At 63.0% G+C, this 25,153-nt stretch carries 21 protein-coding genes; 10 read left to right on the top strand and 11 right to left on the bottom strand.

Features of this window, described 5'->3' with window-relative positions; all coding sequences use genetic code 11:
- The first annotated feature begins 8 nt into the window (after positions 1–8).
- Complete coding sequence (locus tag V3587_RS23800) at positions 9–2,198, top strand: transglycosylase domain-containing protein (protein ID WP_158171299.1); 2,190 nt, start codon at positions 9–11, stop codon at positions 2,196–2,198.
- Between the two features lie 24 nt (positions 2,199–2,222).
- Here V3587_RS23800 and V3587_RS23805 read toward each other — a convergent pair whose 3' ends face one another.
- Both V3587_RS23805 and V3587_RS23810 read right to left on the bottom strand, forming a co-directional pair.
- A complete protein-coding gene (locus tag V3587_RS23805; protein ID WP_118605734.1) occupies positions 2,223–3,521 on the bottom strand; it encodes a T3SS (YopN, CesT) and YbjN peptide-binding chaperone 1 in 1,299 nt (432 codons plus the stop codon).
- A 139-nt stretch (positions 3,522–3,660) separates the two neighbouring features.
- Positions 3,661–4,719, bottom strand: coding sequence for an SDR family oxidoreductase (locus V3587_RS23810; protein WP_042926153.1), 1,059 nt, complete (start codon positions 4,717–4,719; stop codon positions 3,661–3,663).
- Positions 4,720–4,810: 91 nt separating this feature from the next.
- On the opposite strand from V3587_RS23810, the gene V3587_RS23815 reads away from it, so the two are divergent.
- Positions 4,811–5,122 carry an ArsR/SmtB family transcription factor gene (locus tag V3587_RS23815; RefSeq protein WP_007735219.1) on the top strand — a complete coding sequence of 104 codons (312 nt, stop codon included), beginning with the start codon at positions 4,811–4,813 and terminating at the stop codon, positions 5,120–5,122.
- Between the two features lie 150 nt (positions 5,123–5,272).
- Positions 5,273–6,664: an amidase gene (locus V3587_RS23820; RefSeq protein ID WP_161120454.1), complete on the top strand. Its 1,392-nt coding sequence runs from the start codon at positions 5,273–5,275 to the stop codon at positions 6,662–6,664.
- Here the strand turns inward: V3587_RS23820 and V3587_RS23825 are convergent.
- Positions 6,656–7,387 (bottom strand): MBL fold metallo-hydrolase, encoded by a 732-nt coding sequence (locus V3587_RS23825; RefSeq protein ID WP_003946042.1) that lies wholly within the window; start codon positions 7,385–7,387, stop codon positions 6,656–6,658. The two genes, V3587_RS23820 and V3587_RS23825, sit on opposite strands and share 9 nt — an antisense overlap.
- 115 nt (positions 7,388–7,502) lie before the next feature.
- On the opposite strand from V3587_RS23825, the gene V3587_RS23830 reads away from it, so the two are divergent.
- Positions 7,503–8,048, top strand: coding sequence for a hypothetical protein (locus V3587_RS23830; protein WP_231914970.1), 546 nt, complete (start codon positions 7,503–7,505; stop codon positions 8,046–8,048).
- On the opposite strand, the gene V3587_RS23835 is transcribed toward V3587_RS23830, so the two are convergent.
- From V3587_RS23835 to V3587_RS23845, 3 genes are read right to left on the bottom strand one after another with little or no spacing between them, the layout of a single operon-like run.
- Entirely contained in the window at positions 8,016–8,675 is a 660-nt protein-coding gene (locus V3587_RS23835) for an enoyl-CoA hydratase-related protein (protein WP_007735215.1), read from the bottom strand. The genes V3587_RS23830 and V3587_RS23835 overlap by 33 nt on opposite strands.
- On the bottom strand, positions 8,672–9,331 hold the full coding sequence (locus tag V3587_RS23840) for a TetR/AcrR family transcriptional regulator (RefSeq protein ID WP_003946066.1): 660 nt from the start codon (positions 9,329–9,331) through the stop codon (positions 8,672–8,674). Before V3587_RS23840 ends, V3587_RS23835 begins: the two co-directional genes overlap by 4 nt.
- Positions 9,332–9,374: 43 nt before the next feature.
- Entirely contained in the window at positions 9,375–10,562 is a 1,188-nt protein-coding gene (locus V3587_RS23845; RefSeq protein WP_042450600.1) for a CaiB/BaiF CoA transferase family protein, read from the bottom strand.
- A 282-nt stretch (positions 10,563–10,844) separates the two neighbouring features.
- On the opposite strand from V3587_RS23845, the gene V3587_RS23850 reads away from it, so the two are divergent.
- The 3 genes from V3587_RS23850 to V3587_RS23860 all read left to right on the top strand — a co-directional run bounded on the left by V3587_RS23850 (position 10,845) and on the right by V3587_RS23860 (position 15,288).
- Positions 10,845–11,960, top strand: a complete 1,116-nt coding sequence (locus V3587_RS23850) for an XdhC family protein (RefSeq protein WP_283377372.1) — start codon at positions 10,845–10,847, stop codon at positions 11,958–11,960.
- Positions 11,961–12,062: 102 nt separating this feature from the next.
- A complete protein-coding gene (locus tag V3587_RS23855; RefSeq protein WP_283377373.1) occupies positions 12,063–13,706 on the top strand; it encodes a PucR family transcriptional regulator in 1,644 nt (547 codons plus the stop codon).
- Positions 13,707–13,854: 148 nt separating this feature from the next.
- Entirely contained in the window at positions 13,855–15,288 is a 1,434-nt protein-coding gene (locus V3587_RS23860) for a uracil-xanthine permease family protein (RefSeq protein WP_003946008.1), read from the top strand.
- Between the two features lie 87 nt (positions 15,289–15,375).
- Here V3587_RS23860 and V3587_RS23865 read toward each other — a convergent pair whose 3' ends face one another.
- From V3587_RS23865 to upp, 4 genes are all read right to left on the bottom strand, one after another.
- Positions 15,376–16,887, bottom strand: coding sequence for a carboxyl transferase domain-containing protein (locus tag V3587_RS23865; protein WP_007735211.1), 1,512 nt, complete (start codon positions 16,885–16,887; stop codon positions 15,376–15,378).
- Positions 16,884–18,110, bottom strand: a complete 1,227-nt coding sequence (locus V3587_RS23870) for a CaiB/BaiF CoA transferase family protein (RefSeq protein WP_007735210.1) — start codon at positions 18,108–18,110, stop codon at positions 16,884–16,886. Before V3587_RS23870 ends, V3587_RS23865 begins: the two co-directional genes overlap by 4 nt.
- A 289-nt stretch (positions 18,111–18,399) precedes the next feature.
- Positions 18,400–20,097, bottom strand: coding sequence for a PucR family transcriptional regulator (locus V3587_RS23875; RefSeq protein ID WP_047270151.1), 1,698 nt, complete (start codon positions 20,095–20,097; stop codon positions 18,400–18,402).
- A gap of 92 nt (positions 20,098–20,189) precedes the next feature.
- On the bottom strand, positions 20,190–20,813 hold the full coding sequence (upp, locus tag V3587_RS23880) for a uracil phosphoribosyltransferase (protein ID WP_007735207.1): 624 nt from the start codon (positions 20,811–20,813) through the stop codon (positions 20,190–20,192).
- 223 nt (positions 20,814–21,036) lie between these two features.
- Between upp and V3587_RS23885 the strand changes: the two genes are divergently transcribed.
- Positions 21,037–22,146 (top strand): ring-opening amidohydrolase, encoded by a 1,110-nt coding sequence (locus V3587_RS23885; RefSeq protein WP_007735206.1) that lies wholly within the window; start codon positions 21,037–21,039, stop codon positions 22,144–22,146.
- On the opposite strand, the gene V3587_RS23890 is transcribed toward V3587_RS23885, so the two are convergent.
- The gene (locus tag V3587_RS23890) at positions 22,140–22,280 is read right to left on the bottom strand and encodes a hypothetical protein (protein WP_155277953.1); all 141 of its coding nucleotides are present in this window, start codon (positions 22,278–22,280) and stop codon (positions 22,140–22,142) included. The two genes, V3587_RS23885 and V3587_RS23890, sit on opposite strands and share 7 nt — an antisense overlap.
- Here V3587_RS23890 and V3587_RS23895 point away from each other — a divergent pair.
- Positions 22,272–23,750 (top strand): amidase, encoded by a 1,479-nt coding sequence (locus V3587_RS23895; RefSeq protein ID WP_047270153.1) that lies wholly within the window; start codon positions 22,272–22,274, stop codon positions 23,748–23,750. The two genes, V3587_RS23890 and V3587_RS23895, sit on opposite strands and share 9 nt — an antisense overlap.
- A 40-nt stretch (positions 23,751–23,790) precedes the next feature.
- A complete protein-coding gene (locus V3587_RS23900) occupies positions 23,791–25,014 on the top strand; it encodes an aminotransferase family protein (protein ID WP_172827079.1) in 1,224 nt (407 codons plus the stop codon).
- Positions 25,015–25,153: the final 139 nt, after the last annotated feature.

Genomic DNA, 25,153 nt, shown 5'->3' on the forward strand with positions numbered 1-25,153 from the left:
AGTGTTGAGTGAGTCCATCGAACAGATCGAGTGCGACGGGTGGCGATCAGTCGTCGGCTCGATCGGGCAAGTCGGCTAATTCGCCCCGGTCGAACAAGTCGGCCAAGCCCGCGAAAAAGCAGCGCTCGAAGTGGCGGTTCGTCCGGCGGACCATCTACGTGCTCGTGCTCCTGATGGTCATCGTGCCCGCGTCGGTTTTTGCTGTCGCGTACAGCCGGACCGACGTCCCGCGCCCCTCTGACATGCAGACCAATCAGGTGTCCACCATCTACATGGCCGACGGCACGACCGTGCTCGGCAAGGTAGTGCCGGCGGAGGGAAACCGCACCGAGGTCGCGTTGTCGGCCATCCCGATTCACGTCCGCGATTCGGTGCTCTCGGCGGAGGATCGTAACTTCTACACCAACCCCGGATTCTCGATCTCCGGATTTGCTCGCGCTGCCCGCGACAACGTGATGGGCAAGGAAAGCGCCGGCGGTGGTTCGACGATCACTCAGCAATACGTGAAGAACGTCTTGGTCGGTGACAAGCGCAGTATCGACAGGAAGCTGCGTGAGCTCGTCATCTCCGCCAAGATGGCGCGCGAATGGTCCAAGGACGACATTCTTGCCGCGTATCTCAACACCATCTACTTCGGTCGCGGTGCGTACGGCATCGCCGCCGCGTCGAACGCGTACTTCGACAAGCCGGTCAGTGAGCTGAGTGTCGAGGAAGGCGCAGTTCTCGCGTCCGTCATCCAGAGCCCGTCGTTCCTGGACCCCGAGACCAATCTGTCCGCGCTGCAAGCGCGCTGGGACTACGTTCTCAACGGCATGGTGGAACTGGGCAGCCTGACCAAGACGGATCGCGACGCGATGCAGTTCCCGGTCGTCGCCCCCGCCAATCGGCCGACCGATCTGAACCAGGCGCCAGGACCCGAAGGCCACATCAAGACCCAGGTACTCAAGGAACTGGCCGAGGCCGGTATCAGCGATCAGACGCTGAACACCGCTGGTCTGCAGATCACGACGACCATCGACCCGGTTGCGCAGGAAGCTGCGCTGAACGCCGTCAGGCGGAATCTCGAGGGCGAGCCGGAAGACCTGCGGACCGCAGTAGTGTCCATCGACCCCAAGACCGGTGGCGTCGACGCCTATTACGGCGGTGACGACGGAGCCGGCTTCGACTACGCCCAGGCGCCGCTGCAGACCGGTTCAGCGTTCAAGGTCTTCGGCCTGGTCGCAGCATTGATGGAAGACATTCCGCTGTCCGCACGGTTCGACAGTTCACCGCTCACGATCAACGGTGTGACCATCGGAAACGTCGGCGGCGAATCCTGTGGTCGATGCACCATCGCCGAGGCACTCAAGCGTTCGCTGAACACCAGCTTCTACCGGTTGATGCTCTCGATGGAGAACGGTCCCCAGAAGATCGCCGACGCCGCCCACCTGGCCGGCATCCCCGAGCACATTCCCGGACTCGACTACCCGACGCTCACACAGGAGGGTGGTCCGCCGGAGAACGGAATCGTGCTCGGCCAGTATCAGTCTCGCGTTATCGACATGGCGTCCGCTTACGCGACGCTCGCCAATTCCGGTGTGTACCAGCAGCCGCACTTCATCCAGAAGGTCGTGACGGCCGAAGGTGAAGTCCTGCTCGATCGCCCGGTTTCTCCCGGTGAGCGTCGTCTCGATGCTGCCGTTGCCGACAACGTCACGCAGGCGATGCTGCCGATCGCGTCGTACTCGAACGGTCACGCGCTTGCCGGTGGACGCCCGTCTGCAGCCAAGACCGGTACCGCGCAGTTGGGTGACACGGGCCAGAACAAGGATGCGTGGATGGTCGGTTACACGCCGTCGCTGTCCACCGCGGTGTGGATCGGAACTTCCGACGCTCAGGCCATCACCAACTCCTACGGTGGTTTGATCTACGGCTCCGGAGTGCCTGCGGACATCTGGAAGAGCACGATGGACGGCGCGCTGAAGGGATCCGACTGGGAGAGCTTTCCGTGGCCGGACCCCATCGGCGGGCAGGCCGGCGTTCCCGCGAACTCCGGCGTGACCTCGGGGGACGGGACGGGCACGCCCACGACGGGCGCGGTCGCTCCCCCGGCGCCCATCGAGGTGCCCGGCCTACCGCCGATCGAAGTACCGCCGCTCCCCCAGTTGCCGCGTCAGATCGAGATCCTGCCGGGCATCGTCATCCCACTACCGGGCTGACAAGCAGCGCCCGATTTCCGGTTCTCAGGCCTGATCGTCGAAGAGACCGAGTTGGGTGGGCGCTGCATCCTTGGCGGGCAGTACGACGACGCGCAGTCCGCGCCTGAGGTTGCGGATCGCGTGCGTCCACGCGCGCTTCTCGCCCGCACACAGGTCGGTGTCGTCGTCCTTGCGGCGGATGGACTCGGTCAACGCCTCGTGCCAGGCAGTCTCCTGCTCCTGGCTGATCCGCAGGTAGTCGAGAATGGTGTCGCGGTCGTGCTCACAGATCACGGCAACCTCTTCGGCGCTGAGCTCGCCCGTTCCGTCTGCGTCGAGTTCGAGGAGCGCCATGAGAGCCGGAGGAAATTCGTGGCACTCGTGTGACTCGTATTCGGCACCGGGATCTTCGTGCTCGGAGGCCATGCCGTCGTTGAAGGCGGTGTCTCCGGTTGCGCGGATGGGTTGCCCGCCCAGTTCTTCGGCGAGTTCGTCGGATGCTTCGGCCAGTTCGGCGAACGAGCGCAGAGCCCGCAGCAGGTGCTCGGCGACGAAGGGTGCGCCGTCCACGCGGACCACGCCCAGCACACTCTGCTCGACGAGAATGAGCTTGATGGTCGGCCATTGCCGATTGAGCTGAGCAAGAATTACAGCAGCGTTCTCGAGGTTCTCCACCGAATGCACGACCCGCGAGAACACCTCTACGTACTCGTCGTCCTCGAGGACACGAACATAGGTGACCTGCTCACCGCGGACCAGCGGGATGTCGCCGTCGTCGTCACGCTTGGGCGGATGACCGAGAAGGCGCTCGACGGCCCCGTCGACCAGGATCCGCAGCATGTCGCCCGAACCCGAGGGAGCGTGAGACGGCGTCGTGGCGAAGGCCGGCGTCGACTCGCGCCCACTGGTGCTGGCACGCAGGAACGACGGGTGCGCAATGCTCCACATTTCACGGAAGACGCGCAACACCTTTGTCACCAGTTCCTCGGGACGAGCGCGGTCGACGTCGATGTAGAAGGACATGGACCCATTGCCCTCGGGTACGTGCTCGCACAGATCGGGAGCGTTGAACCCCATGTCGAGCAGCGCTGAATGGTCTTCCGGTTCGAGCATCCGCAGTGGATGCAGAAACCTGTTGGAAGGAACTTCACAGCGCACGGAGGTCTGGTTCCATGCGAAGAACTGGATGCACGCGGGTGCGTCGGCCAGTTCGTCCATGCTGTCGTAATGCGACTCCACCACGAGGGTGTCGTCGTCCTCCATCACGGAGATGTAGCGAGCGAGATGAGTCTCGAAAGTAGTCCAGGCACTCAGGATTTCCAGATCGAAAGTATTGTCCGACATCGTCGCTCCTCTGGTCCGGGGGCGCATGGGGCCCTACCGACGACTCGCCGAAACCCCTGCTTTTCAAACCCCGCCTACGACGTTAGTCGTGGGGTCCGACAGTGACAGTGTTCGTAGGATCCGAGTGACCGTGTTTCAGTCAGGGGATTATCTTCCGAGCCTGCAGATTGGCGAAGATGTCGAGGAACATCGCTTCGGTGTCGACGTGGCGGTGAAATCCGAACCGCCGAGCTTTCGATCCGTCAGCGAAAAAGTCGTAGTCCCATCCGAATACGAAGTCACCGAACCCCCAGGACGAGACATCGGAATACGGGGTCCGAGCAAGTTGGTGTTCCTCGACGAGTTCATCCCACACCGACTCCTTGTCCGCCATTGCGACATCGAGGGACATCGGGAGCGGAGGTGCGACGTCCATGTCGAAGAAGGCTGCGATCTTCGGCCACATCTCCTGCCAGCGGAACAGGTCGCCGTTGTTGATGTTGAACGCCTGATTTGCGCACTCGGGGTTGGTCGCGGCCCAGACCGTCGCTTCGGCCAGGAGTCCGGCGTCGGTCATCTCGATCAAGCTGGTGTACGCGCCGGGTTTGCCGGGGAATCGGAGTGGGACACCCAGTTTCTTCGAGATGGTCGCGTAGACGGCGATGACCATCGCGAGGTTCATCGGGTTACCCAGTGCGAATCCGGAGACGACCGAGGGTCTGATCGCCGACCATGTCCACGACTTGCCGAGCTGCCTGCGTTCGAGGAACTGCTGTTGGTCGACGTTGAACTCGGGTGGCATGTGCGGTGGATCGCTCTCGCGGGCCGGAGTTTTGAACGGTCCGAGGTGTGCCCCGTAAACCTTGTAGCCCTGCATCAGGCTGACGTGCTCGAGTCCGCCCGCAACGGGCTCGATGGCGTCGAGAGTGTTGACCAGCATCGCCAAGTTGGGCGGAACCAGCTCGGCCCATGTCGGGCGGTCTTGATAGGCGGCGTAGAAGACGTGAGTGACGTCGCCCAGTCCGCTCAGTGCCGCTGCAGTCCGGTAAGGATCGAGCAGGTCGACTGCGATGTGTTCGACCCGGTCGGTGTCCGTACCGCCTCGCCGCGAGAGTCCGATGATCTTCCATTCTCCGGTCGACTCGAGGTGATCGATCAAGTTCCCACCGATCACGCCTCGGGCTCCGACCACGAGTGCCACTTTGTCGTGCTGCACCATTTCAGCCTCCCATTGGTATATCGCGATGTTGCGATATAGGGAGTGAACCACACATATCGGCATTTCGCGATCTAGCGGTATGCTCACGAACATGGAAGACGCAACAACCGAGTGGGAAACGGCGTTCAAGGCGCTGGCCAACCCGATGCGTGTGCAAATCCTGCAGTGGTTGAAAGACCCCGGGAGCTTTCCCCCTCAGCTCGAGCCTGCTGAGGAGGTCGGAGTGTGCCTCAAGCACATTCAAGCGAGGGCGAAGGTGTCGCAATCGACGGCGTCTCAGTACATGGCCGCACTCCAGGCCGCGGATCTGGTGACCACCACACGAATCGGTCAGTGGCGGCATTACAAGCGAAACGAGCAACAGATCGAGAAGCTTGCTGCATTCATCAGGCAGGGTTTGTAGGTACCAGCACCTGACCGATCCCTCCGGGGCCGCCAACGTTGTGGCAAAACCTCACATCGCCGGCGCCGTCGGTATGTGCATTGTGGTCGTTTCTCGGGTTGCTCGTTGTCCTTACGCTCGGCAGAGGGTACTGGCAAGGAGAGGCGTGCGATGAGTCGTGAGAGCTGGGTGGGCCGTGATGCCCGATCCATCGCCGAGGCCGTGCGGTCGGGTCAGGCGTCGGCGCGGACCGTCGTCGAAGACCACCTCGCACGGGTCGACGAATGCAATGACGAACTCAACGCACTGGTCACCGTGTGCGCCGAGGAGGCTCGCACGGCCGCGGATGCCCTGGACGAACGACGCCTTCTCGGTGAGACACTCGGCCCCCTTGCCGGGGTTCCGTTCACGGTCAAGGACCTGATCGCCACTGCCGGCGTGCGCACCACTGCCGGTTCTCGCACCCTGGCGGACAACGTCCCGGCCGTCGACGCCCCGGCCGTCGCGGCATTCAAGGCTGCCGGTGCGATTCTGATCGGCAAGACCAACACCCCGGAATTCGGCGCGTGCGGCCTGACTCGAAACGAACTGTTCGGAACCACGGCCAGTCCGGTGCGACCGGACGGCGTCGTCCGGTCCCCCGGCGGGTCGAGTGGCGGCGAGTCCGCGTCGGTTGCTGCCGGAATGAGCGTGCTCGGACTCGGTACGGATTTTGGTGGCTCGGTGCGTTGGCCCGCCCACTGCACCGGCCTCACTTCGGTTCGCCCGACGCTCGGACGTGTCGATCCGGAAGGTCAGTATCCAGGCGTGCTTTCGGATGGACGGGTACTCGCCAACCCTGCGACGATGCACGGCACGATCCAGACCATCGGCCCACTGGCCCGCAACCTCGGTGATGCGGCGCTTGCGTTGCGCGTCCTGTCGATGCCGCATTTCTCGTGGAGCGAGCCTGATTCGGTCGACGTCGATGACCTCGACATCCGCTGGGCCACCGGCGAGGGAACGATTCCCGTCGACGAAGAAATCCGGTCAGCGGTTCGGACGGTGGCGATCAGCCTGGACGCGAGCGAGTACGACGGTCTGGCTCTGCCGCGGGCCAACGCGCTTTTCGGCGCGTTGCGATCGGTCGAGACCCACGCGGACATCCACTCTCTCGCCGCAGGTTCAGCGCACTCTTTCGACGCGGACATCACCGCCATGCTTGCGGCAGGCCGTGATCGCAGTTCCGCCGAGGTGGAAGCGCTGTGGGCGGATCGTGCGATGTTGATCGCCGAATTCCTCGACGAGATGGGCGACGTCCTGATTCTGCCGGTTGCGTCGGTGCTCGCTCCGCCGCTCGGTGTGGAGAGCTTCGAGGTGGGCGGTCGCAAACTCACGTGGATGGACGCGCTCGCGAGTTGCCGGGCGATCAGTGTGCTCGGCCTTCCGTCGGTCGTGGTTCCGGTAGGACTCTCCCGCAACGGTTTACCGGTCGGAGTGCAAGTGGTGGCCCGGCCGTTCCACGAGCATGTTGCGCTGTCCGTGGCGGCGCGAATCACGTCGAATGCGCAAGCTCTAGTCTGACTTCCATCTTTCGGTTTCGGCTGCGAAACGTGTTGCGTACGAGTCGGCCAGGTCGTGAAGCGTGGTGACGCAGTCGCCGTAGTACGTCGGTGCATGCATGGTAGCCAGAATCCGCGGCTCGAGGTCGGCCAGGGCGCGGATCGTGGGTTCGAGATCCGGGGTGAGGCAGGTGGCGTGGCCCAAGTCCTCGGCTTCCAAAGCGGGACCGACGATTTCGTGCTCGGTGGTCGCGGGGTGGTGCCCGAACGCAGTGAAGAGATCTCCGCAGAACAGCGTCGACGTCGTCTCCTCGAACATCAGACCCGCGTCCCAACCGTGTGGGACGTGTGGGGTGTCGATGTGCCGGACTCGGCGGCTGCCGGTTTCGAGTACGTCGCCGTCCTGCAAGGGAAGTGGCGCCCGATCGGCCAGATCGTTGACCTGGACGAAGCACCCCATCGCACCGTGTGCAACTTGCGCTTCGGGGGCCGCCGCAAGCCAGGAGTTCATGGACCCGCATTCGTCGGCCTCGACGTGACCGAACGTGATCCATTTCAGACGGTCGATGTCGATCAGCGTGGAGAGTGCGTCGGAAGCCGAGGTGAACAACGCTCGCTGCCCGGTGTGGAAGAGCAAGGGTTCCTCGCCGTCGACGAGAAACTGGTTCATCGTGAGGTTCGCTTCGTCCACGAAGGTCGACAGTCGGTAGATGTCCGGCGCGATTTCGGTGATCGTGGTGGTCATCGCTGTGCTCCGATCAGGGCTGTTGTACATGTCGAGCTGTCTTCTCCAGCCTTCTCGCCGCCCCGCGCCTGCACAAGGTTCTGGACGTGCTTACGGCTCTGCAATAGTGGAGGACGTGTTCGTACTGCTGCTGACAGGCCCGCCGGGCGCGGGGAAGAGTTCCGTGCTGACCGCGCTTCACGATCGACTCGGCGAGGCCGGGGTGAGCAACGCGATGATCGAGGTGGACGAACTCGAGCGGTGCTATCCGCCGCTGGGGACCGAACGGGCAATCGCACACGTCGGGATGCTGTGTGCGTCGTACCGGGAAGCGGGGTACGAACTCCTGTTCCTCACGGCTACCGTCGAAGACGACGACTACGGGCGCGCCCTGCTGGCCGCGACCGGCGCCGAGGGGCACCTGCTGGCGCGCCTCGAGGCCGATCCGGATACGTTGCGTACCAGAATCATCGAACGTGAACCGGCCGGCTGGGCCGGGTTGGACGAGTTGGTGGAGGCGTCACAACTGCTGGCCGGTTCGATGCCGACGCTCAGTGGAGTCGACGTGGTTCTGAGCACCGACGGCCGCGATCCCGAAAGTGTTGCCGACGATCTGGAAGCGGCTCTGCGAGAACACAGTCCGTCGCTTCTAGCCGTCGGTGTTCAGAGCGGTGACCACTGAAGCGAACATCGTCGACTTGATTGCCCCCAGTGTGCCCGCATTCTTCGGGCCGATCGGTGCAACCATTTCGATGGCCTTGGCGGTCAAAGCGTCGACGGATGCGGTGAAGTCCACCAAACCGGCTGCGAATGCGTCACTTCCGCCGTATCGCCGCCCCGTGGTCATGGCGACGATTGCCGACGCCGGGCTGAGTTTGGCCTGGATGAGAGCTGCCATTCCTTCGGTGAAGGGGATGTTGATGTCCACCTCCGGGAAGCAGTAGTAGCCGCGATCATCGCGCATGACGCGGTAATCGTGCGCGATGCCGAGCATGGCGCCGGCTCCGAAGGCGTGGCCGTTGATCGCCGCGACGGTGGGCATCGGGAACGTCAGCATCCGGGCGAACAGCGACTGCACCTGCTGCACATACCACTTCGCCTTGTCGCCGTTCGCGCCCAGCCAGTCGAGGTCGAGTCCGTTGGAGTAGAACTTGCCCGTCGCCGTGGTGACCAGGGCATGTGCGCTTTCGCTCAAAGCCTGGTCGAGTAGCTTGTCGACGGAATCGAGCCACTCCGGCGAGAATCGATTCTCGTCCTCGCCGAGATCGAGAACGGCGATCTTGTCTTCGAAGCGCAGAGTTGCGGTCATGATTGGCCTTTCCTGTTGCGTGGCTTGGGCAGTGGTGGGTCGAGATGCAGAACCGCTCGAACGGCGGCATCCAACCGCGCGCGTGCTGCGGCGTCGGGGACTCGCCAACCGTCGGCGCGTTTGGCGGGATGGATGAGCAGTCCGGTAGGCAGGCCGACAACACAGGCCTCGATTGCCTCGACGGCTCTGCCGTCCTTGCGGCCCCAGAGCGCGGTCGACAACCGGATGAACAACTCGACCAGAGACCGGTCGAGTTGTGTGAGTTGCTCGGCGATGTCGGCAGGGACGTCGGTGCCGAGCAGTTCGTCGCGCTGGATCGTCAACAGCAGCAACGCGGATTGTGGGTAGTCGAGCGCGAAGACGGCCGGAACTTCGGCGGCCGCGACGACGGCGGAAACCGCCGAAGTCGGCGACGGGTCCGCGAGAGCGTCGTCCACTCTCGATTGTTGAAGCGCGAGAAATCGTCGCGCAGCACGCAGCCACGCGCTACCGACCAGTCCACTGCGAGAGCCGAATGCGTGATAGATCGCCCCGTTGGATACACCGGTGGCGTCGGAGACTGCCCGGACCGTGACAGCGCTCGGCCCGGCAGTGGCGGCAAGTTTTTCGGCAGCGTCGAGCAGGGTGTCGAGGTCGTGGACGCGTGGCCGAGGCATGAACGCACAGTAACAGAGCGTCTGCTCTGTTACTAGTGTGCGGTCAGATCACCGAATTTGCGCGAAGATCCTCGATCTCCTCCGGGCGCAGGCCGAAGTCGGTGAGTACGTCGTCGGCGTCACCGCCGAGAGTCATGGGTGGCGCATTCCTGACGGGAAGGGTCTTGCCGTCCACCCAGAACGGTCCGCGGACAACGGGAATCGACGTTCCGTCGGCGCTCTGGGTCTGCTCGACCATCTGCAATGCCTCGACCTGCGGGTCGGAGAACACCTGATCGATCGAATGGATGGGGCCGCAGGGGATTCCGGCACCGCGGATCTCGGAGATCCATTGCGCTGCGCCCTTCGTGGTCAGTAGGTCCTCGAGTTCTTTGGTCAGTTGGTCTCGGTGCACCAAACGTTCTTTACCCGTGGCATATTCGGTACGGAAGGCGAGCTCGGGGTCACCGAGTACCGAGCACAGTGCGATCCAGTGCTTGTCCGAGCCGGTGGCAATGTTGATCGGGAAGTCGGCAGTGTCGAAAGCGCCGTACGGCGTGATCGTCGGGTGCGTATTGCCGTTCGGCGTCGAAACCCGCCCGGTGCTCAGGTAGTCCTGCGCCTGGAAGGTCATGATCGAGATCGCGGATTCCAGCAACGAGGTCTGCACGCGGTGCCCACGACCGTCGCGTCCGCGCGAAGCCAGTGCCGCCGTGATGCCCAGTGCCGCGTAGATGCCCGAGACCGTGTCGATGATGGGGATACCGACCCGCATCGGGGTCTGTTCCCCGGCACCGGTGACCGACATCAGCCCGGACATGCCCTGGGCCACCTGATCGAGTCCGGGCGCGAACTGGTCAGGGCCCACCGGGCCGAAACCACTGATGCTCATCACGACGAGCCCTGGATTCTCCTGCTCGAGCGAGTCGGGATCGAGCCCCATGTCGGCCAGTACTCCCGGACGGAAGTTCTCGACCAGCACATCTGCGTCGAGGGCCAGGCTGCGAAGCAGTTTCCGCCCGCGGTCACTGCGCATGTCGATGGCGATCGACCGTTTGCCGCGGTTCACGGAAGCGAAGTAGAGGCTTCGATCGCCGTCGAACGGAGGCCACTGACGCGAACTGTCGCCGGAGCCACGGGTTTCGACCTTGACCACGTCGGCGCCGAAATCCGAGAGTAGTGACGTGCACAGAGGCCCCGCGAGAGCACGGGTGAGGTCGAGAACTTTGATACCGCTGAGCAATTGGTCCATGGGAGAAACCTCGGTTCTGTGGTGTGCAACGTCGCCCACTCGATCCGTCGCACCATCTGCGTGAATTGCCGCTGCAGTGATCGTCGGAGAGGGGAAGAATGAAGGTCAGGCCTGCTTTCGGCTGGGCTCGGTGACAACACTGGTCGAGAGCGCAAGGTGATGCGACGGCGACATTGCACAACTGCAGGGCCCGGATTTAGGCGCATTGTGTGACAGGCAGGATTGCGGTGGGCCGATACCGTGAACTCTCTACGGACGGCGATGCAAGCGGGAGGCGAGGCGATGCGCGACATTTCCACTCAGCTGGCGCAGTGGCACGCCCGCGGCGAGGATTTTGCACTGGCGACGGTTGTCCGTACCTGGCGATCCTCACCGCGCATGCCCGGTGCTTCGATGGCCGTCTCACGCTCCGGCGAGGTGGTCGGCAGCGTCTCGGGTGGGTGTATCGAGAGTGCACTGTACGAGATCGCCCAGGAGGTTCTCGCCGACGGCACCAGTCGCGTCGAGGTCTTCAGCGTCTCCGACGACGACGCCATCGGAGTAGGGCTGACCTGCGGCGGAACCATCGAAGTGTTCGTCCAGGCCGTCGGAGCCGATTTCGTCGAGTTCGGTCAGGTTTGTGAACGGATCGAGGCCGATACGCCCGTCGTCGTGGTCACCGAAGTGCGTCCGGGAGCACCGGCACGGCACCTCGTCGTCGAGCACGGCCGACGCAGCGGAGATCTGGATGCCACGGAGGACGAGGTGTCCATCCTGCTGCGCACGATGGACACCGGTGAGTCCGTCGCTTTTGTCGCGCCGGCGGGAACTCTCATCGATTCGCAGCACGACCTGCTGGTCGAGATCTTCGCGCCACTACCGCGGATGTACGTGTTCGGGGCCATCGACTTCGCGGCCTCGATGTGTACGTTGGGCGCCTTTGCGGGTTATCGCGTGACCGTCGTGGACGCACGGCCGGTCTTCGCGACACGGGGGCGCTTCCCCGACGCCCACGATCTGGTCGTCATGTGGCCACACAAGTTCCTCGAAACCGCACCGATCGACAACAAAACCGTCCTGGCCGTGCTCACGCACGACGAGAAGTTCGACATCCCCCTGCTCGAGATCGCGCTGCGTTCGCCGGCTGCGTACGTCGGCGCGATGGGAAGTCGTGCGACGCATGAGCGTCGGGTGGCGCTGTTGAAGGAGCGAGGCGTCACCGACGCCGAGTTGGGGCGTCTGCACTCACCGATCGGGTTGGATCTCGGCGCGAGGACACCGGAGGAGACTGCAGTGTCGATCCTCGCCGAGATGACCAAGACCCTGCGCAATGCCTCCGGTTTGGAACTGCGGGATCTGCAGGGGCCGATCCACCCGCCACCTCAGGAGAATCCGACCGCCCTGCATCGAACGGCCTGAGTCGACTGCGCTGAATTCGGACATCTTGTGTTCGGTGGGGATAGGATCGTTTCTTTCGTGAACCATCTTCCGTGATCCGAATGAAATCGAGGTGCCTGCCAAGTGGCAAACCCGGCCGTACCGGCATCCGAGGTGAATGCTGTTCTCTCCGAACTTCTCCGAACCCAGCTCCTTCCTGGTGTTCGAAAGGTCGCCGGCGGCTGCGAAGACCCGACGGTAGCCCGGGTGGGATTCATGGCGGTTCCGGACATCGGACCGTGGCTGCGGCACGGACAGTTGCTGATCACCACGCCGGAAACCCTCGCCAGGGTCACCGAAACCTTCAAAGCATTTGTCGGACGGTTGTCGACGCGAGGTGTTGCGGCACTTGCCGTCCAATTCGGCGCAGACGGGGACACTCTCGCGCCGGAGCTGGTCGACGCGGCTGAAAGCGCCGGCTTCCCGCTCCTGGTTTTTCACGGTGCGTGTGATCACCCTGCGGCGAGAGACCGTGAGCAGACGGAGTCGGCCCAGATCGACGCCATGTTCGGGGCCGAGCGCTTGCGACGGCTGCTGGTCGACGTCGTGATGGGCGGCGGCGGCCTCCCGCAATTGACCGAAGTCATCGCTCGGGAGATGAAGGGCGCCGCCCTGATCACCACCTCGGACGGACGCGAGATCTGCCGCGCCGGGGACGCCGCGGAGCGCAAGCATCTGTCTGCCTGTCCCGCCGTCGATTCCACCGGTCGTCTGCGGACCGACACCGTCGAGGGCGGATTGGGTCTGCACGAGTTCGACGGTCAATTCATCGCGGTGTCCGCGATTTCCGCCAATCACATCGACCACGGGCGTCTCGCGTTGTTCACCGGTGAGCGCGTCATGACGAGTTACGACCAGTACCTGGTCGAGCGGGCCGCGTCGGTGTGCGCGTTGGTCATCACCCGTGAGCAGGCCGTTGCGTCGGTGGAAGAACGCCATCGCGCCAACTTCGTTCACGACCTGCTCCTCGGCCGGGCCGGGGACCACGATCACGTTGTCTCCCATGCCAAGACATTCGGTTGGGACTTCGACCGCCCGCTGGTGATCGTCTCGATCGAGCCGGACCCGATCGACCAACCGGCCTCTGCGGCGCCCGCTCGGCTGCCCGTCGTCGATCGCCAGGCGATGGCGTTCTCCGGCGCGATCGCCCACCGCGATCCCGGTGCGGCGGTGACCGCGCTGACGGGCGAGACGGTGATCGTGATGGGCGTCGGCACCGACACGATGGCATTGGTGCGGGACCTCGTCACGGTCGTTCGCGGTGAAGGTGGCGGCGGGAGAAGGCCGTTCAGTGTCGGGGTGTCCCGGCCGACAGCGGCGATCGACGCCGTTCCGGCGCTCTACAGTCAGGCGCGCACCGCACTGACCGTCGGGCGACGGATCTCCGGTCCGTGGACGGTGACTCAGTTCGACGATCTGGGCGTGTACAGACTGCTCAGTCTGGTCGAGGACGAAAACGAGCTGGAGACGTTCGCGCGGGAGACACTGCGGGAACTGACGGAGGAAACTGCCGAAGCGCAGGACATGCGCAAGACATTGGAAGTCTTGCTCGCGACCAACATCAACATCGCCGAGACAGCGCGCAAGCTCCACTTCCATTACAACACACTGCGTTACAGGGTCGTTAAGCTGGAGAAAATGCTGGGACCCTTCACGGCGCAACCCGAACTCCGGCTGGATCTGTCTCTAGCACTGAAGATAACCGCGATGCGCGGCATCAATCACTAATATTGCCAATCCGGGTCGGTGGGTTCTGGCAGATTGTCATCACGTCGATACCCCTGCGCTGTAATAGCGTTTCACTCCAGTCACGGTGTTTTGTGAGCTGGAGCACACTCAGCGTTCGGACACCTTCCTCTGCACGAAAGGTCCCATCATGCCGATTTGGACGTTGCACGGAGATGGAAAGAACATCAAACCGGGTGAAGTGGTCGCTCCCGGCGAGCGGCTCAGCTGGGGAAGAACCATCGGGCTGGGCAGCCAGCACGTGGTGTCGATGTTCGGCGCGACGTTCGTGTTCCCGATCATCATGGGACTCAATCCTCAACTTGCCGTGATGATGTCGGGCTTCTGTACGCTCTTCTTCCTGCTGGTGGTCAAGGGACGCATTCCCAGCTACCTCGGAACGTCGGCGGCCTTTGTCGGTGGTATCGCCGCCATTCGCGCCCAGGGCGGAACGTCCGCCGAGGTGACCGGCGCGATCCTGGTGTCCGGACTCGTCCTGGCGGCCATCGGTATCGCGATCCACTTCCTCGGTGGCCGGGTCGTATTCAAGGTTCTTCCCCCGGTGGTGACCGGCGCGGTGGTGATGTTGATCGGATTCAACCTGGCACCCGTCGTCGCGGGGCTGTACTGGCCGCAGGACCAGTGGGTGGCCCTGATCGTCATGGTGGCCCTGATCGTCATGAGTATCGCGCTACGCGGCTTCATGGCGCGCATCGCCATCTTCCTGGCGCTGATCTTCGGCTACGTCCTCTCCTGGATCCTCGACCGGGTCTCGGGGACGATCACCTCCTACGACGCAGGCACCGGTCAGATCACCGAGCACTTCCGCGTCAACTGGGATTCGGTGCAGTCGGCGTCGTGGTTCGGGCTTCCTCCGTTCTCGGACGAGGCCAACGGAATCGTCGGCATCCACGCTCCGTCGTTCAGCCTCACGTTCATCATCCTGGTCCTTCCGGGTGTCATCGCGTTGATCGCGGAGAACGCGGGCCACGTCAAGGCCGTGGCCGAGATGACCGGGGACGACCTCGACCCGTACATGGGACGTGCGCTCGCCGGTGACGGTTTCGCCACCGCTATCGCCAGCAGCGTCGGCGGTTCGCCCACCACGACGTACGCCGAGAACATCGGTGTCATGGCAGCGACCCGTGTGTACTCCACCGCCGCCTACGCGGTTGCCGGCATCGTCGCCATGATGCTCGGCTTCTCCCCCAAGTTCGGTGCCGTCATCTCGGCGACGCCCGGCGGTGTTCTCGGCGGAATCACCGTGGTGCTCTACGGCATGATCGGTCTGCTCGGCGCGAAGATCTGGAAGGAGAACGGCGTCGACTTCGGCAATCCGCTCAACCTCATGCCGATCGCGGCCGGCCTCATCATCGGTATCGGCGACACGGCTCTGAAGTTCAGTGACACGTTCTCGCTCAGCGGGATCGCGCTCGGCACCATCGTCGTGATCGGGATGTACCACCTGTGCCAGTTCATCGGTTCGAAGAACCCGGAACTGAATGCGAAGAATCCGGAACCGAACAAGCCGGATTCGAAGACTCCCGGCGGCGATCGGGAGGAACCCGCCAAGCAACTCACGTGACGCTTGGCTGAGTGTGCTCGATCGACGAAGGCCGGACATCCTCCGCGGGGGGTGTCCGGCCTTTCCGGTGTTCTGGGTACTGATCGATCAGACGGAGGTACTGGCTTCGACCAGGCCGATACGGTCGATGCGTTCGGTGCGGGTGTTGAGCCGTTCAGTCGCATCGGTAGCACTGAGCACGCTCAGCTCGTAGTGCAGTACCGCTCCGACGCGAGTGCAGAAGGCGGCGGATTCGTCCGCGGCATCGGGAAATTCGGGGATGACCCGATCGACGATGCCGCCCGCGAGCAGATCGAAGGACCTGATCCCTTGACTGGCTGCCATGTCCGGCGCGTGCGTGACGTCGTGGAACATGATCGCGCTCGCACCTTCGGGAGGTAAGGGCGAGAGCCAACCGTGGCGGGCCGCCAGCACTCGATCGGCCGGAATCAGTGCCAGGGCGCCGCCGCCCGTGCCCTGCCCGAGCAGGAGGGAAATGGTGGGGACCTCGAGTGAAATCATGTCGGCTATGCACCGAGCGATCTCGCCCGCCAGTCCGCCTTCTTCGGCCTCCTTCGACAGTGCCGCGCCCGCTGTGTCGATGATCGTCACCAGCGGCAGGTCGAGTTCTGCGGCCAACCGCATACCTCGCCGAGCCTCCCGCAGAGCGCCGGGGCCGAGTGGGGAGTGAGCAGTCTGTCCGCGCCGGTCCTGTCCGAGAAGGACGCAGGGCATGTCGCCGAAGCGAACGAGCGCGAGCATGATGCCGGGATCGTTCTCGCCTTGGCCGGTTCCGTTGAGCGGGAGCATGTCCGAGGCGGAATTGAGCAACACTTCCCGTATCCCCGGTCGGTCTTCGCGCCGGGATGCGACGACGGATTCCCACGCCGACGTATCGGGTGGGCAATCGTACGAGCACGGGTCACTGGGCAATAAGTACCCACGATGCGCCCCGGTGATGATGCGCAATGCGCGTTCGACGATTTCGGCGAGCTGGTCTGGCGGCCTCACTGCATCGATGAGTCCGTGCTCGTGAAGGTTCTCCGCTGTCTGGACACCGGCGGGGAAAGGTGAGTTGTACAAGGCCTCGAACACTCGGGGGCCGAGGAATCCGACGAGGGCCCCCGGTTCCGCGATCGTCACGTGACCGAGTGATCCCCAGGACGCGAATACGCCTCCGGTGGTGGGGTTTCGGAGATAGACGATGTAGGGCAGGTGCGCTTCTTTGTGCTTGATGAGCGCCGCGGTGATCTTGACCATCTGCAAAAACGCCGTCGTCCCCTCCTGCATACGCGTTCCCCCGGACGTGGGAAGCGCAAGAAGGGGCAGCTGCTCCTGCGTGGCTCGACGGATGGCGACGACGAGGCGTTCTCCCGCCGCCACGCCGATCGATCCGCCGAGAAAGCCGAACTCGCAGACGATGATTGCCACACGGCGGCCTCGGACGGAGGCGCTTCCGGTCAGGACGGACTCGTCGAGTCCGGTCTTCTCCTGGGCCCGCAGAAGTGCTTCGGCGTAGTCGGAGTCGGTCGCGACGGGAATCGGAGGGGTATCCCACGATTCCCAGGTGCCGGCATCGATCACCAGGTCGAGCAAGTCGCGAGCCGTCAGGCGGTTCATCGGGTGAATCCTTGTAGCCATGACATGATTTCGTCAGTGTCTTCACCGAGAACCGGAGGTGCAGTGTGGCGGGTCTCCGTCACTTCGGTTCCGTCCGGATCGAAAAATCGTAGCGGTGGACCGGGCAGTGTGATGTTTCCGAGCGTGCTGTGGTCGACGTCGACGAGCAATCCCTGTGATCGGGTCTGCTCCCATTCGTACACTTCGGAGATCGTCCGAACCCGTCCTGCTGGTACTCCGATGCGGTCGAGTTCGGTCAGAAGCTCGTCACGCGAGTACGGCTTGAAGGTACGTTCGATCAATTCGACGACCTGGAAATGATTTTCGACGCGTTCGGCGTTTGTTGCCATACCCGGGGCGTCAGGGTCGAGGTCGAATCCTTCGCAGAATCTTCTCCACAGGCTTTCGCTGCCGACCGAGATCTGTACTGCGCCATCGCCGGTACGAAAGAGTCCGTACGGTGCGATGGAGGGATGGTGGTTGCCCTGCGCTGTGCCTACCTCACCGGCGACGGTCCACTTCGTTCCTTGAAACGCGTGAACACCGACCACGCTGGCCAAGAGCGACGTTCGGACAACGCGGCCTTTCCCCGTCTGTTCGCGTTCCTTCAAAGCCGCGACGACACCGAACGCCCCGTACATTCCGGCGAGAAGGTCGGCGATCGGAACTCCGACTCGTTGAACGTCGTCCGGACTCGAGCCGGTCAGCGACATGAGTCCGGCTTCCCCCTGGGCGATCTGGTCGTAGCCGGCGCGACCGCCTTCCGGGCCGTCGTGGCCGAAACCGCTGATGGACAGAACGATCAGTCGAGGATTGAGTTCGGCCAACCGCTCGGTCGAGAATCCGAGTCGATCGAGAACTCCGGTGCGGAAGTTCTCCATGAGAACATCGGCGCGGCAGACGAGATCTTCGAGGGTCGCGCGCCCACTGTCGGATTTCAGATCGAGCGTGATCGACTTCTTGTTCCGGTTCGTGGACAGAAAATACGTCGATTCCCGTTGTGTGTTCGGTGGTTCCAACGTGGGCTCCACAAAAGGCGGCCCCCACCCACGGGTGTCGTCGCCGCCGTGAGGTGATTCGACCTTGATCACGTCGGCACCCAGATCGCCGAGCATCATTGCCGCGTGAGGACCCGCGAGTGCGCGCGTGAGGTCGACGACTATCACGTCGTGTAACGGACCACTACGAGCACTTGTGTTGTGAGGCTTCGAAGTCGAGTTCATGTCGCACCGCCGTGTTCTGGTGTAATTGGCTGAGCCAGTTGGTGGTTGAGGCCTCCGTAGTTCGGTCGACTCCGGTCCGCTGGACCGAGAAACCGGCCAGGGCCACTGAAGGAGGTATGTGCGGCCCGTCTTTCGAACCGTAAGCGGGCACCGGTGAACGGCACATGGGTAACCTTGCCGACGACGGGTGTCAGTGGTGGGTAAGAAGTGACGAACGCTCACCGGGCGGCGCGATTGCGGTTGTATCGAACCGTTATCGGGACGTTCTGTCAGCTCATATCGTGCGAAGTCATGACATTTCGTGCATCTTCATGACCTGCAGGGCGAGTGAGACGTTCAATCGAAGGACGGGGTCGTCGGTGAACGATCCGACGACGCTCTCCAGCTTTCCGATTCTGTAACGCAAAGTGTTGTAGTGCATGTGCAGCGCCCGGGAGGCCTCGGCGACATTGCAATTGCAGTCGAGCAGGGTCTGGAGTGTCAGACGCAGGTCAGCGGCTTCGGCGTTGTCCGCCGACAAGGACTTCAGAACGTCATCGGTGAACGAACGCAGTTCGCTCTTGTCCGTCTGGAGCGAGAGGAGTCGGTGTACACCGAGTTCGTCGAAGTGTGCGATCTGCCCCGGCCCGTTGATACGTCGGCCGACGACCACGGCTGTACAGGCTTGGTCGTAGGCCGCGGGTAGATCGGCCAGGGAGTAGATCACCCGGCTCACTCCCGTGCTGAAGGATCGGCGGCCGCTGGTGCGATCGCCGGCAACCTTGCGCACCAACCCTTCGATGTCCCGAACCGCACGGTCGGTGCTGGTCGGGAAAAGCGTGACCACCTCGTGTCGAAACCCGACGGACGGCGCCGTCCGCTCGTGTGTTCGTACCACTTGTTGCCAGCCGTCGCTGAGTCGATCTTGGTCCGTGCGAGTGGAATTCGCGTGCTGGGATTCCGGGTAATCGACGTCGAGTTCTGCAACCACAACGGCAAGTGGACGAGTGACATCCCACCCCAACTGGGTGAAGTGCGCGCTCACTTCCGCAGGCGAGCCGGCTTCGCCTATCAGTGCGTCGCGGAGGAAGTCGCCGCGGAACTTGGATTCCACTGCCGCAACTGCCAGCTGTTTGGTGACGGCCAGCGCGGCAACGGTGGCCGCTCGCTCCAGCGCTTGAACGACAACTGCGCCGAGTTCGTGGGTGCCGGCGTACGCCACCATCCGGCCGTGGTCGGTGCCGCCGGCCACCACTCGGGTGAGCGCCAACTGGCCGGGAAATCCCTTGGGCGCGTTCTGTAAACCGACGGCGACCCGCTCGGTCAGGAACCGACCGGTGCTTTCGAACAACGGAAGCGCGTTCAGCGCGGCTGAATCCCCGGCCTCGGTCAATACCCTTCCGTCCGGCGAGCAGATCAGAACGCTGACGTCGAAAAGCGCGGCGAATTCTGCGGCAATCTGAGGTAGATCGCCACCTTCCAAGACGATCGATGTCAACGAGCGGTGAAGTCGATCGGCAATATCGAGTGCCGCGGACTGCTTCGCCACCAACTTGGTGAAGACCTCCGAGATCACCTCGTCGAATCCCGCGGTGACGGGAAGAACCAACAGCGGAAGCCCTCGCTGCTCTGCCATGTGCAGCATCGCCTCGGGCAGCTCGTCGAGATAACGGCCCGTTTTCACGGCAAGTGCCGCGACTCCTCGACGTGCAAGACCGTCGACGAGGTCACTGAGATCTGTGTCGTCGAGAAGCTCGCCGGTTCGCCCGTAGCGCAGCGGGAACCCGGTTGTCACCAACAACTCGTTCGGCTTCACCCAAGCGAGGATGTCCGGTACTTCCATCACGTTCACCGATTGAACGAGGTGGCGCAAGCCCCCGTGCCCGGCAAGGACTTCGGCTCCACGCAGACTGGGCAGCTCGAGGACATCCCGAACTGTGAGTCTGTAGTCGCCACCTTCTGGCAAATGTTGAAGCTCTTCGCTCGAATATTTGGCAGATCTATCCATGTCGCGAGACTACGCTCGATCACGCGACGAACATTGTCAACAGTTGACGAAAATAGCCTCTCGGAATGAGCGGTTCTCCGTATGTCTGCCAACTACCGCGGCCCGAATTGGCGATCGCCCGCGTCTCCGAGTCCAGGTATCAGGAAAGCATTTTCGTTCAGGCCGTCGTCGATGCTCGCTGTGAGGAGCCGGACCGGATGTCCGGAGTTCTTCAGTGCTTCGATCCCTTCCGGAGCCACGACTACACATATTGCAGTCACATCGGTGGCTCCGCGTGCAATGAGCAGATCGATTGTGCGGACGATGGATCCACCGGTCGCCAACATCGGATCGAGGACGTAGACGGGGGTGCTCGACAGATCAGCAGGCAGGGACTCGAGATACGGAACCGGCTGGTGTGTCTTCTCGTCTCGTGCCATTCCCACGAAACCGACGCCTGCCTGCGGAATAAGGGCACTCGCCTGTTCGACCATGCCGAGGCCCGCTCGCAAGACCGGGACCAGGAGCGGTGGATTCGCCAGCCGCACCCCCAGCGTCGGAGCAACTGGCGTCTCGATGTCGAACTGTTCCAGTTCTGCGCCGCGCATGGCCTCGTAGACCAACATATGGGTCAGTCTGCGCAAGGCGGACCGGAACGTTGCGTTGTCGCTGCGAGCGTCGCGCATGGTCGTGAGCAGAGATGCCGCCAGCGGATGGTCGACAACAGTGGTGTCCATGGTCGAATCGTAAGTGAGAACCGATGGGGCGGCGCACAACCGGTGAATCGGAGTCGAAATAACCAATCACGGTTTTCGTTTGGGCAAGTATTGACGATGCCGAAGGGTTCGAGTCGTCATAGCGTGGTCGACACGGCAGTTCCGAACCGCTCGGCTGGACTGGGCGCCCGGAGCTGTCAAGGCCCAATTTTGCCTCCACGATTCCCTATACAAGGAGATGCCAATGCCCGAAGCAATCGAGGTCCGTAAGGTTCCGCTACACAGCGTCTCCGACGCCAGTGAGCTCGCCAAGCTGATCGACGACGGTGTCCTCGAGGCCGACCGCGTCATTGCAGTCATCGGCAAAACCGAGGGTAACGGCGGCGTCAACGACTACACGCGCATCATCGCGGACCGAGCGTTCCGAGAGGTTCTCTCCGCCAAGGGTAATCGCAGCCCCGAAGAAGTGGCGGAGGTGCCGATCGTCTGGTCCGGCGGCACGGACGGCGTGATCAGCCCGCACGCGACGATCTTCGCGACCGTGCCGGCAGACAAGGTCACCAAGACCGACGAGCCGCGACTGACCGTGGGTGTCGCCATGAGTGAGCAACTGCTGCCCGAGGACATCGGCCGTACGGCCATGATCACCAAAGTTGCTGCGGCAGTGAAAGACGCGATGGCCAATGCCGGCATCACCGATCCCGCCGACGTGCACTACGTACAGACCAAGACTCCGTTGCTGACAATTCACACCATCCGTGACGCCAAGAGCCGCGGCAAGACTGTGTGGACCGAACAGACTCATGAGTCGATGGACCTGTCCAACGGCGGAACGGCTCTGGGGATCGCGGTTGCGCTCGGCGAAATCGACATGCCGACCGACGAGGATGTCATGCACAGCCGCGAACTCTTCTCCTCTGTCGCATCCTGCTCGTCCGGCGTCGAGTTGGACCGCGCGCAGATCGTCGTCGTCGGTAACGCACGTGGCGTCGGCGGACGCTACCGGATCGGCCACAGCGTGATGAAGGATCCGCTCGACCAGGACGGCATCTGGGCGGCGATCCGTGACGCCGGACTCGAACTTCCGGAGCGGCCGCACTCGAGCGACCTGGACGGTCAACTCGTCAACGTGTTCTTGAAGTGCGAGGCCAGTCAGGACGGAACGGTCCGTGGCCGTCGTAATGCGATGCTCGACGACTCCGACGTGCACTGGCACCGCCAGATCAAGTCGTGTGTCGGCGGAGTCACGGCAGCTGTCACCGGCGATCCGGCAGTGTTCGTCTCGGTATCGGCAGCGCACCAGGGTCCCGAGGGCGGCGGCCCAGTCGCTGCCATCGTCGATCTCGGTCAGTAGTAGGCAAGAACCTCGCTGGAAACCTCGACAGTCGCGCCGCCACCGGCAATTCGTCCTCGAATCAGTTGCCGGTGGCGGCGAGTCCGCCGCGGCGTACCCCACTTCACTGCTTGAAAGGATTCACGATGGTTCATGCTGCTGACCCTGTCGACGAGAGCGTTTCCGGTGCGCCCGAGAATCGCGAACTCGTCATGGCCGATGCGGTCACGCTCAGTGGTCTGATACGCAGGCGTGAAGTGTCGTGTGTCGAGGTGATGGACAGCTTCCTCGATCAGATCGAATTACATAACCCGGCGGTGAACGCGATTGTCGCATTGCGGGATCGGGAAGCGTTGACGGCGGAGGCGCGCGAGCGTGATTCGCAGTTGGCGAGTGGGGAGTATCTCGGTTGGATGCACGGGTTTCCGCATGCGGTGAAGGATCTTTCGGCGGCCAAGGGTCTGCCGTTCACGTCCGGGTCGCCGATGTTCGCGGACCGAATCGCCGAAGATGACGAACTGTTCGTCAAGCGGATCAGGTCTGCCGGTGCCATCGTGATCGGCAAGACGAACACACCGGAGTTCGGGCTCGGATCCCAGACGTACAACCCGGTGTGGGGTACGACGGTGTCGCCGTACGACAATTCGCGCACTGCCGGCGGTAGCAGCGGAGGCGCCGCTGCGTCGTTGGCGCTCCGCATGCTGCCGGTGGCTGACGGAAGCGATTACATGGGTTCGCTCCGAAACCCGTCGGCATTCAACAACGTTGTTGGGTTTCGACCATCCTGGGGTCGGATACCGGAGACGGGATTCATCGCTCAGGGCGCTGTTGTGGGCCCGATGGGCCGAACCGTCACCGACGTGGCTCACCTGCTTTCCACGATGGCGGGGCCGGATGCTTATGCACCGTTGGGGATTCGTGAGAATCCCGCGGTATTCACCGAAAGCCTCGCACGTGATCTGAAGGGCTCTCGGATCGCATGGGTCGGTGACTGGAACGGTTACCTGGCAACCGAACCTGGAGTTCTCGAGTTGTGCGAATCCTCGTTCGAGGTCTTCGAACAGTTGGGGTGCCGCGTCGAGGCGGCGCTTCCCGACTTCAAACCCGAGGACATCTGGCAACTGTTCTTGCGGTGGCGTTGGTGGGCACAGCTCGGCTTGATCGATCAGTACAACGATCCGAGCTTGCGCGAGTTGATGAAGCCCGAACTGTTGTGGGAACTCGAGCACGCGGTCACACTGTCGGCTCTCGACGTGACCAAGGCCGCGGAGGCCCGCAACGGCTGGCTGTCGGCCATTACCAAGATGTTCGAAACCTACGATTACATTCTTGCGCCCAGTGCCCAGGTGTTTCCTTTCGACAAGAACACTCACTGGCCCGAGACCGTCGACGGCCGGTCGATGGACACGTATCACCGGTGGATGGAGACGGTTGTTCCCTGGACGATGGCCGGGGTTCCGGTTGCGGGGATGCCGGTCGGCTTCGATGATCGCTCGCTTCCCATGGGTATCCAGATCATCGGTCGGCACGGCGCCGACTTGGACGTACTCCAACTCGCCTACGCATTCGAGCAGGCAACCCAGTGGGTCGAGCGGGTTCTTCCGCCCGCACTCCGCGTGAACTGACCGATCTATTTCGAACGTATCCAGTTGGGAGAGAACGACGATGGCTTCGGCATTGTGGCACGGGTTCGCGGACATGGGCGCTGTGGAGAAGAACGGCGCGTTTGTCGTCTCTCGCGGTGAGGGCGCGTACATCTGGGACCGCGAGGGCACTCGGTATCTGGATGCGACGGCGGGCCTGTGGTTCACCAATGTCGGGCACGGGCGCACGGAGATCGCGGATGCGGTGGCGGCTCAGTTGTCGAAGATCGCTCATTTCTCCAACTTCGGTGATTTTGTTCCCGAGACCACGCAGGTGTTGGCGGAGCGGTTGGCGACGATCGCGCCGGTTGCCGGGAGCAAGATCTTCTTCACCTCGGGTGGTTCGGATTCGGTGGACACTGCGGCGAAGCTCGCTCGCCGGTACTGGCACGAGGTGGGGCAGCCGGAGAAGGCGATTATCGTCGGTCGTCAGAAGGCGTATCACGGAATGCACGTTGCCGGAACGGCTCTCGCTGGTATTCCGGTGAACCGTGAGGGGTACGGCGAGCTGATGGCGGATGCGGCGACGGTCGGCTGGGACGATGCGAAGAGCCTGCTCGAGTTGATCGAGAAGATCGGTGCGAACAAGATCGCGGCGTTCTTCGCGGAGCCGATCATCGGTGCGGGTGGGGTGTATCTGCCGCCGGAGGGGTATCTGGCGGAGGTGCGTGACATCTGCCGCGAGCACGACATTCTGTTTGTCGTCGACGAGGTGGTGACCGGTTTCGGCCGGATCGGTGGTGAGTGGTTCGCGTCTACTCGTTTCGATTTGCAGCCGGACATGATGACCACGGCAAAGGGTTTGACGTCGGGTTATGTTCCGATGGGTGCGGTGTTCATCGCGCCGCGGGTGGCGGAGCCGTTCTATGCGGGTTCGTGGTGGCGTCATGGGTACACGTACGGCGGGCATGCCGGTGCTGCTGCGGCGGCGATGGCGAACCTGGACATTCTCGAGCGTGAGAATCTGCTCGCGGAGTCGAAGCGTTTGGAGGCGTCGTTGCATACGCATCTGCAGCCGTTGGCGGAGCATCCGCGGGTGGCGGAGGTTCGTAGTGGGCTCGGTGCGGTTGCTGCTGTGCAGTTGGCTGATCCGGCGGAGGCGTTGCCGTTCGTGAAGACGCTTCGCGAGCACGGTATTTCGGGTCGCGCGGCGGGTCAGGGTGCGATGCAGATTTCGCCGACGTTTGTGATGACCGATGATCAGGTCGCGGAGATGGCAGCGGGAATCCTCGCAGCCCTCGGCTAGGACTGTCGTTTTCCGTTGACAGACATCGTGTTACGGAATCATTAAGCCGAAGAAAATGTTTGGGCCCTTCGTGGCGTGGTCCTCATTTCGGTCGAAACTGCCTCCAACACTGACGATGACCCCTGCCCGCATCATCTGC

Origin of the sequence: Rhodococcus sp. IEGM 1306 (assembly GCF_036541985.1) — a bacterium.
Lineage (GTDB): Bacteria > Actinomycetota > Actinomycetes > Mycobacteriales > Mycobacteriaceae > Rhodococcus_F > Rhodococcus_F qingshengii.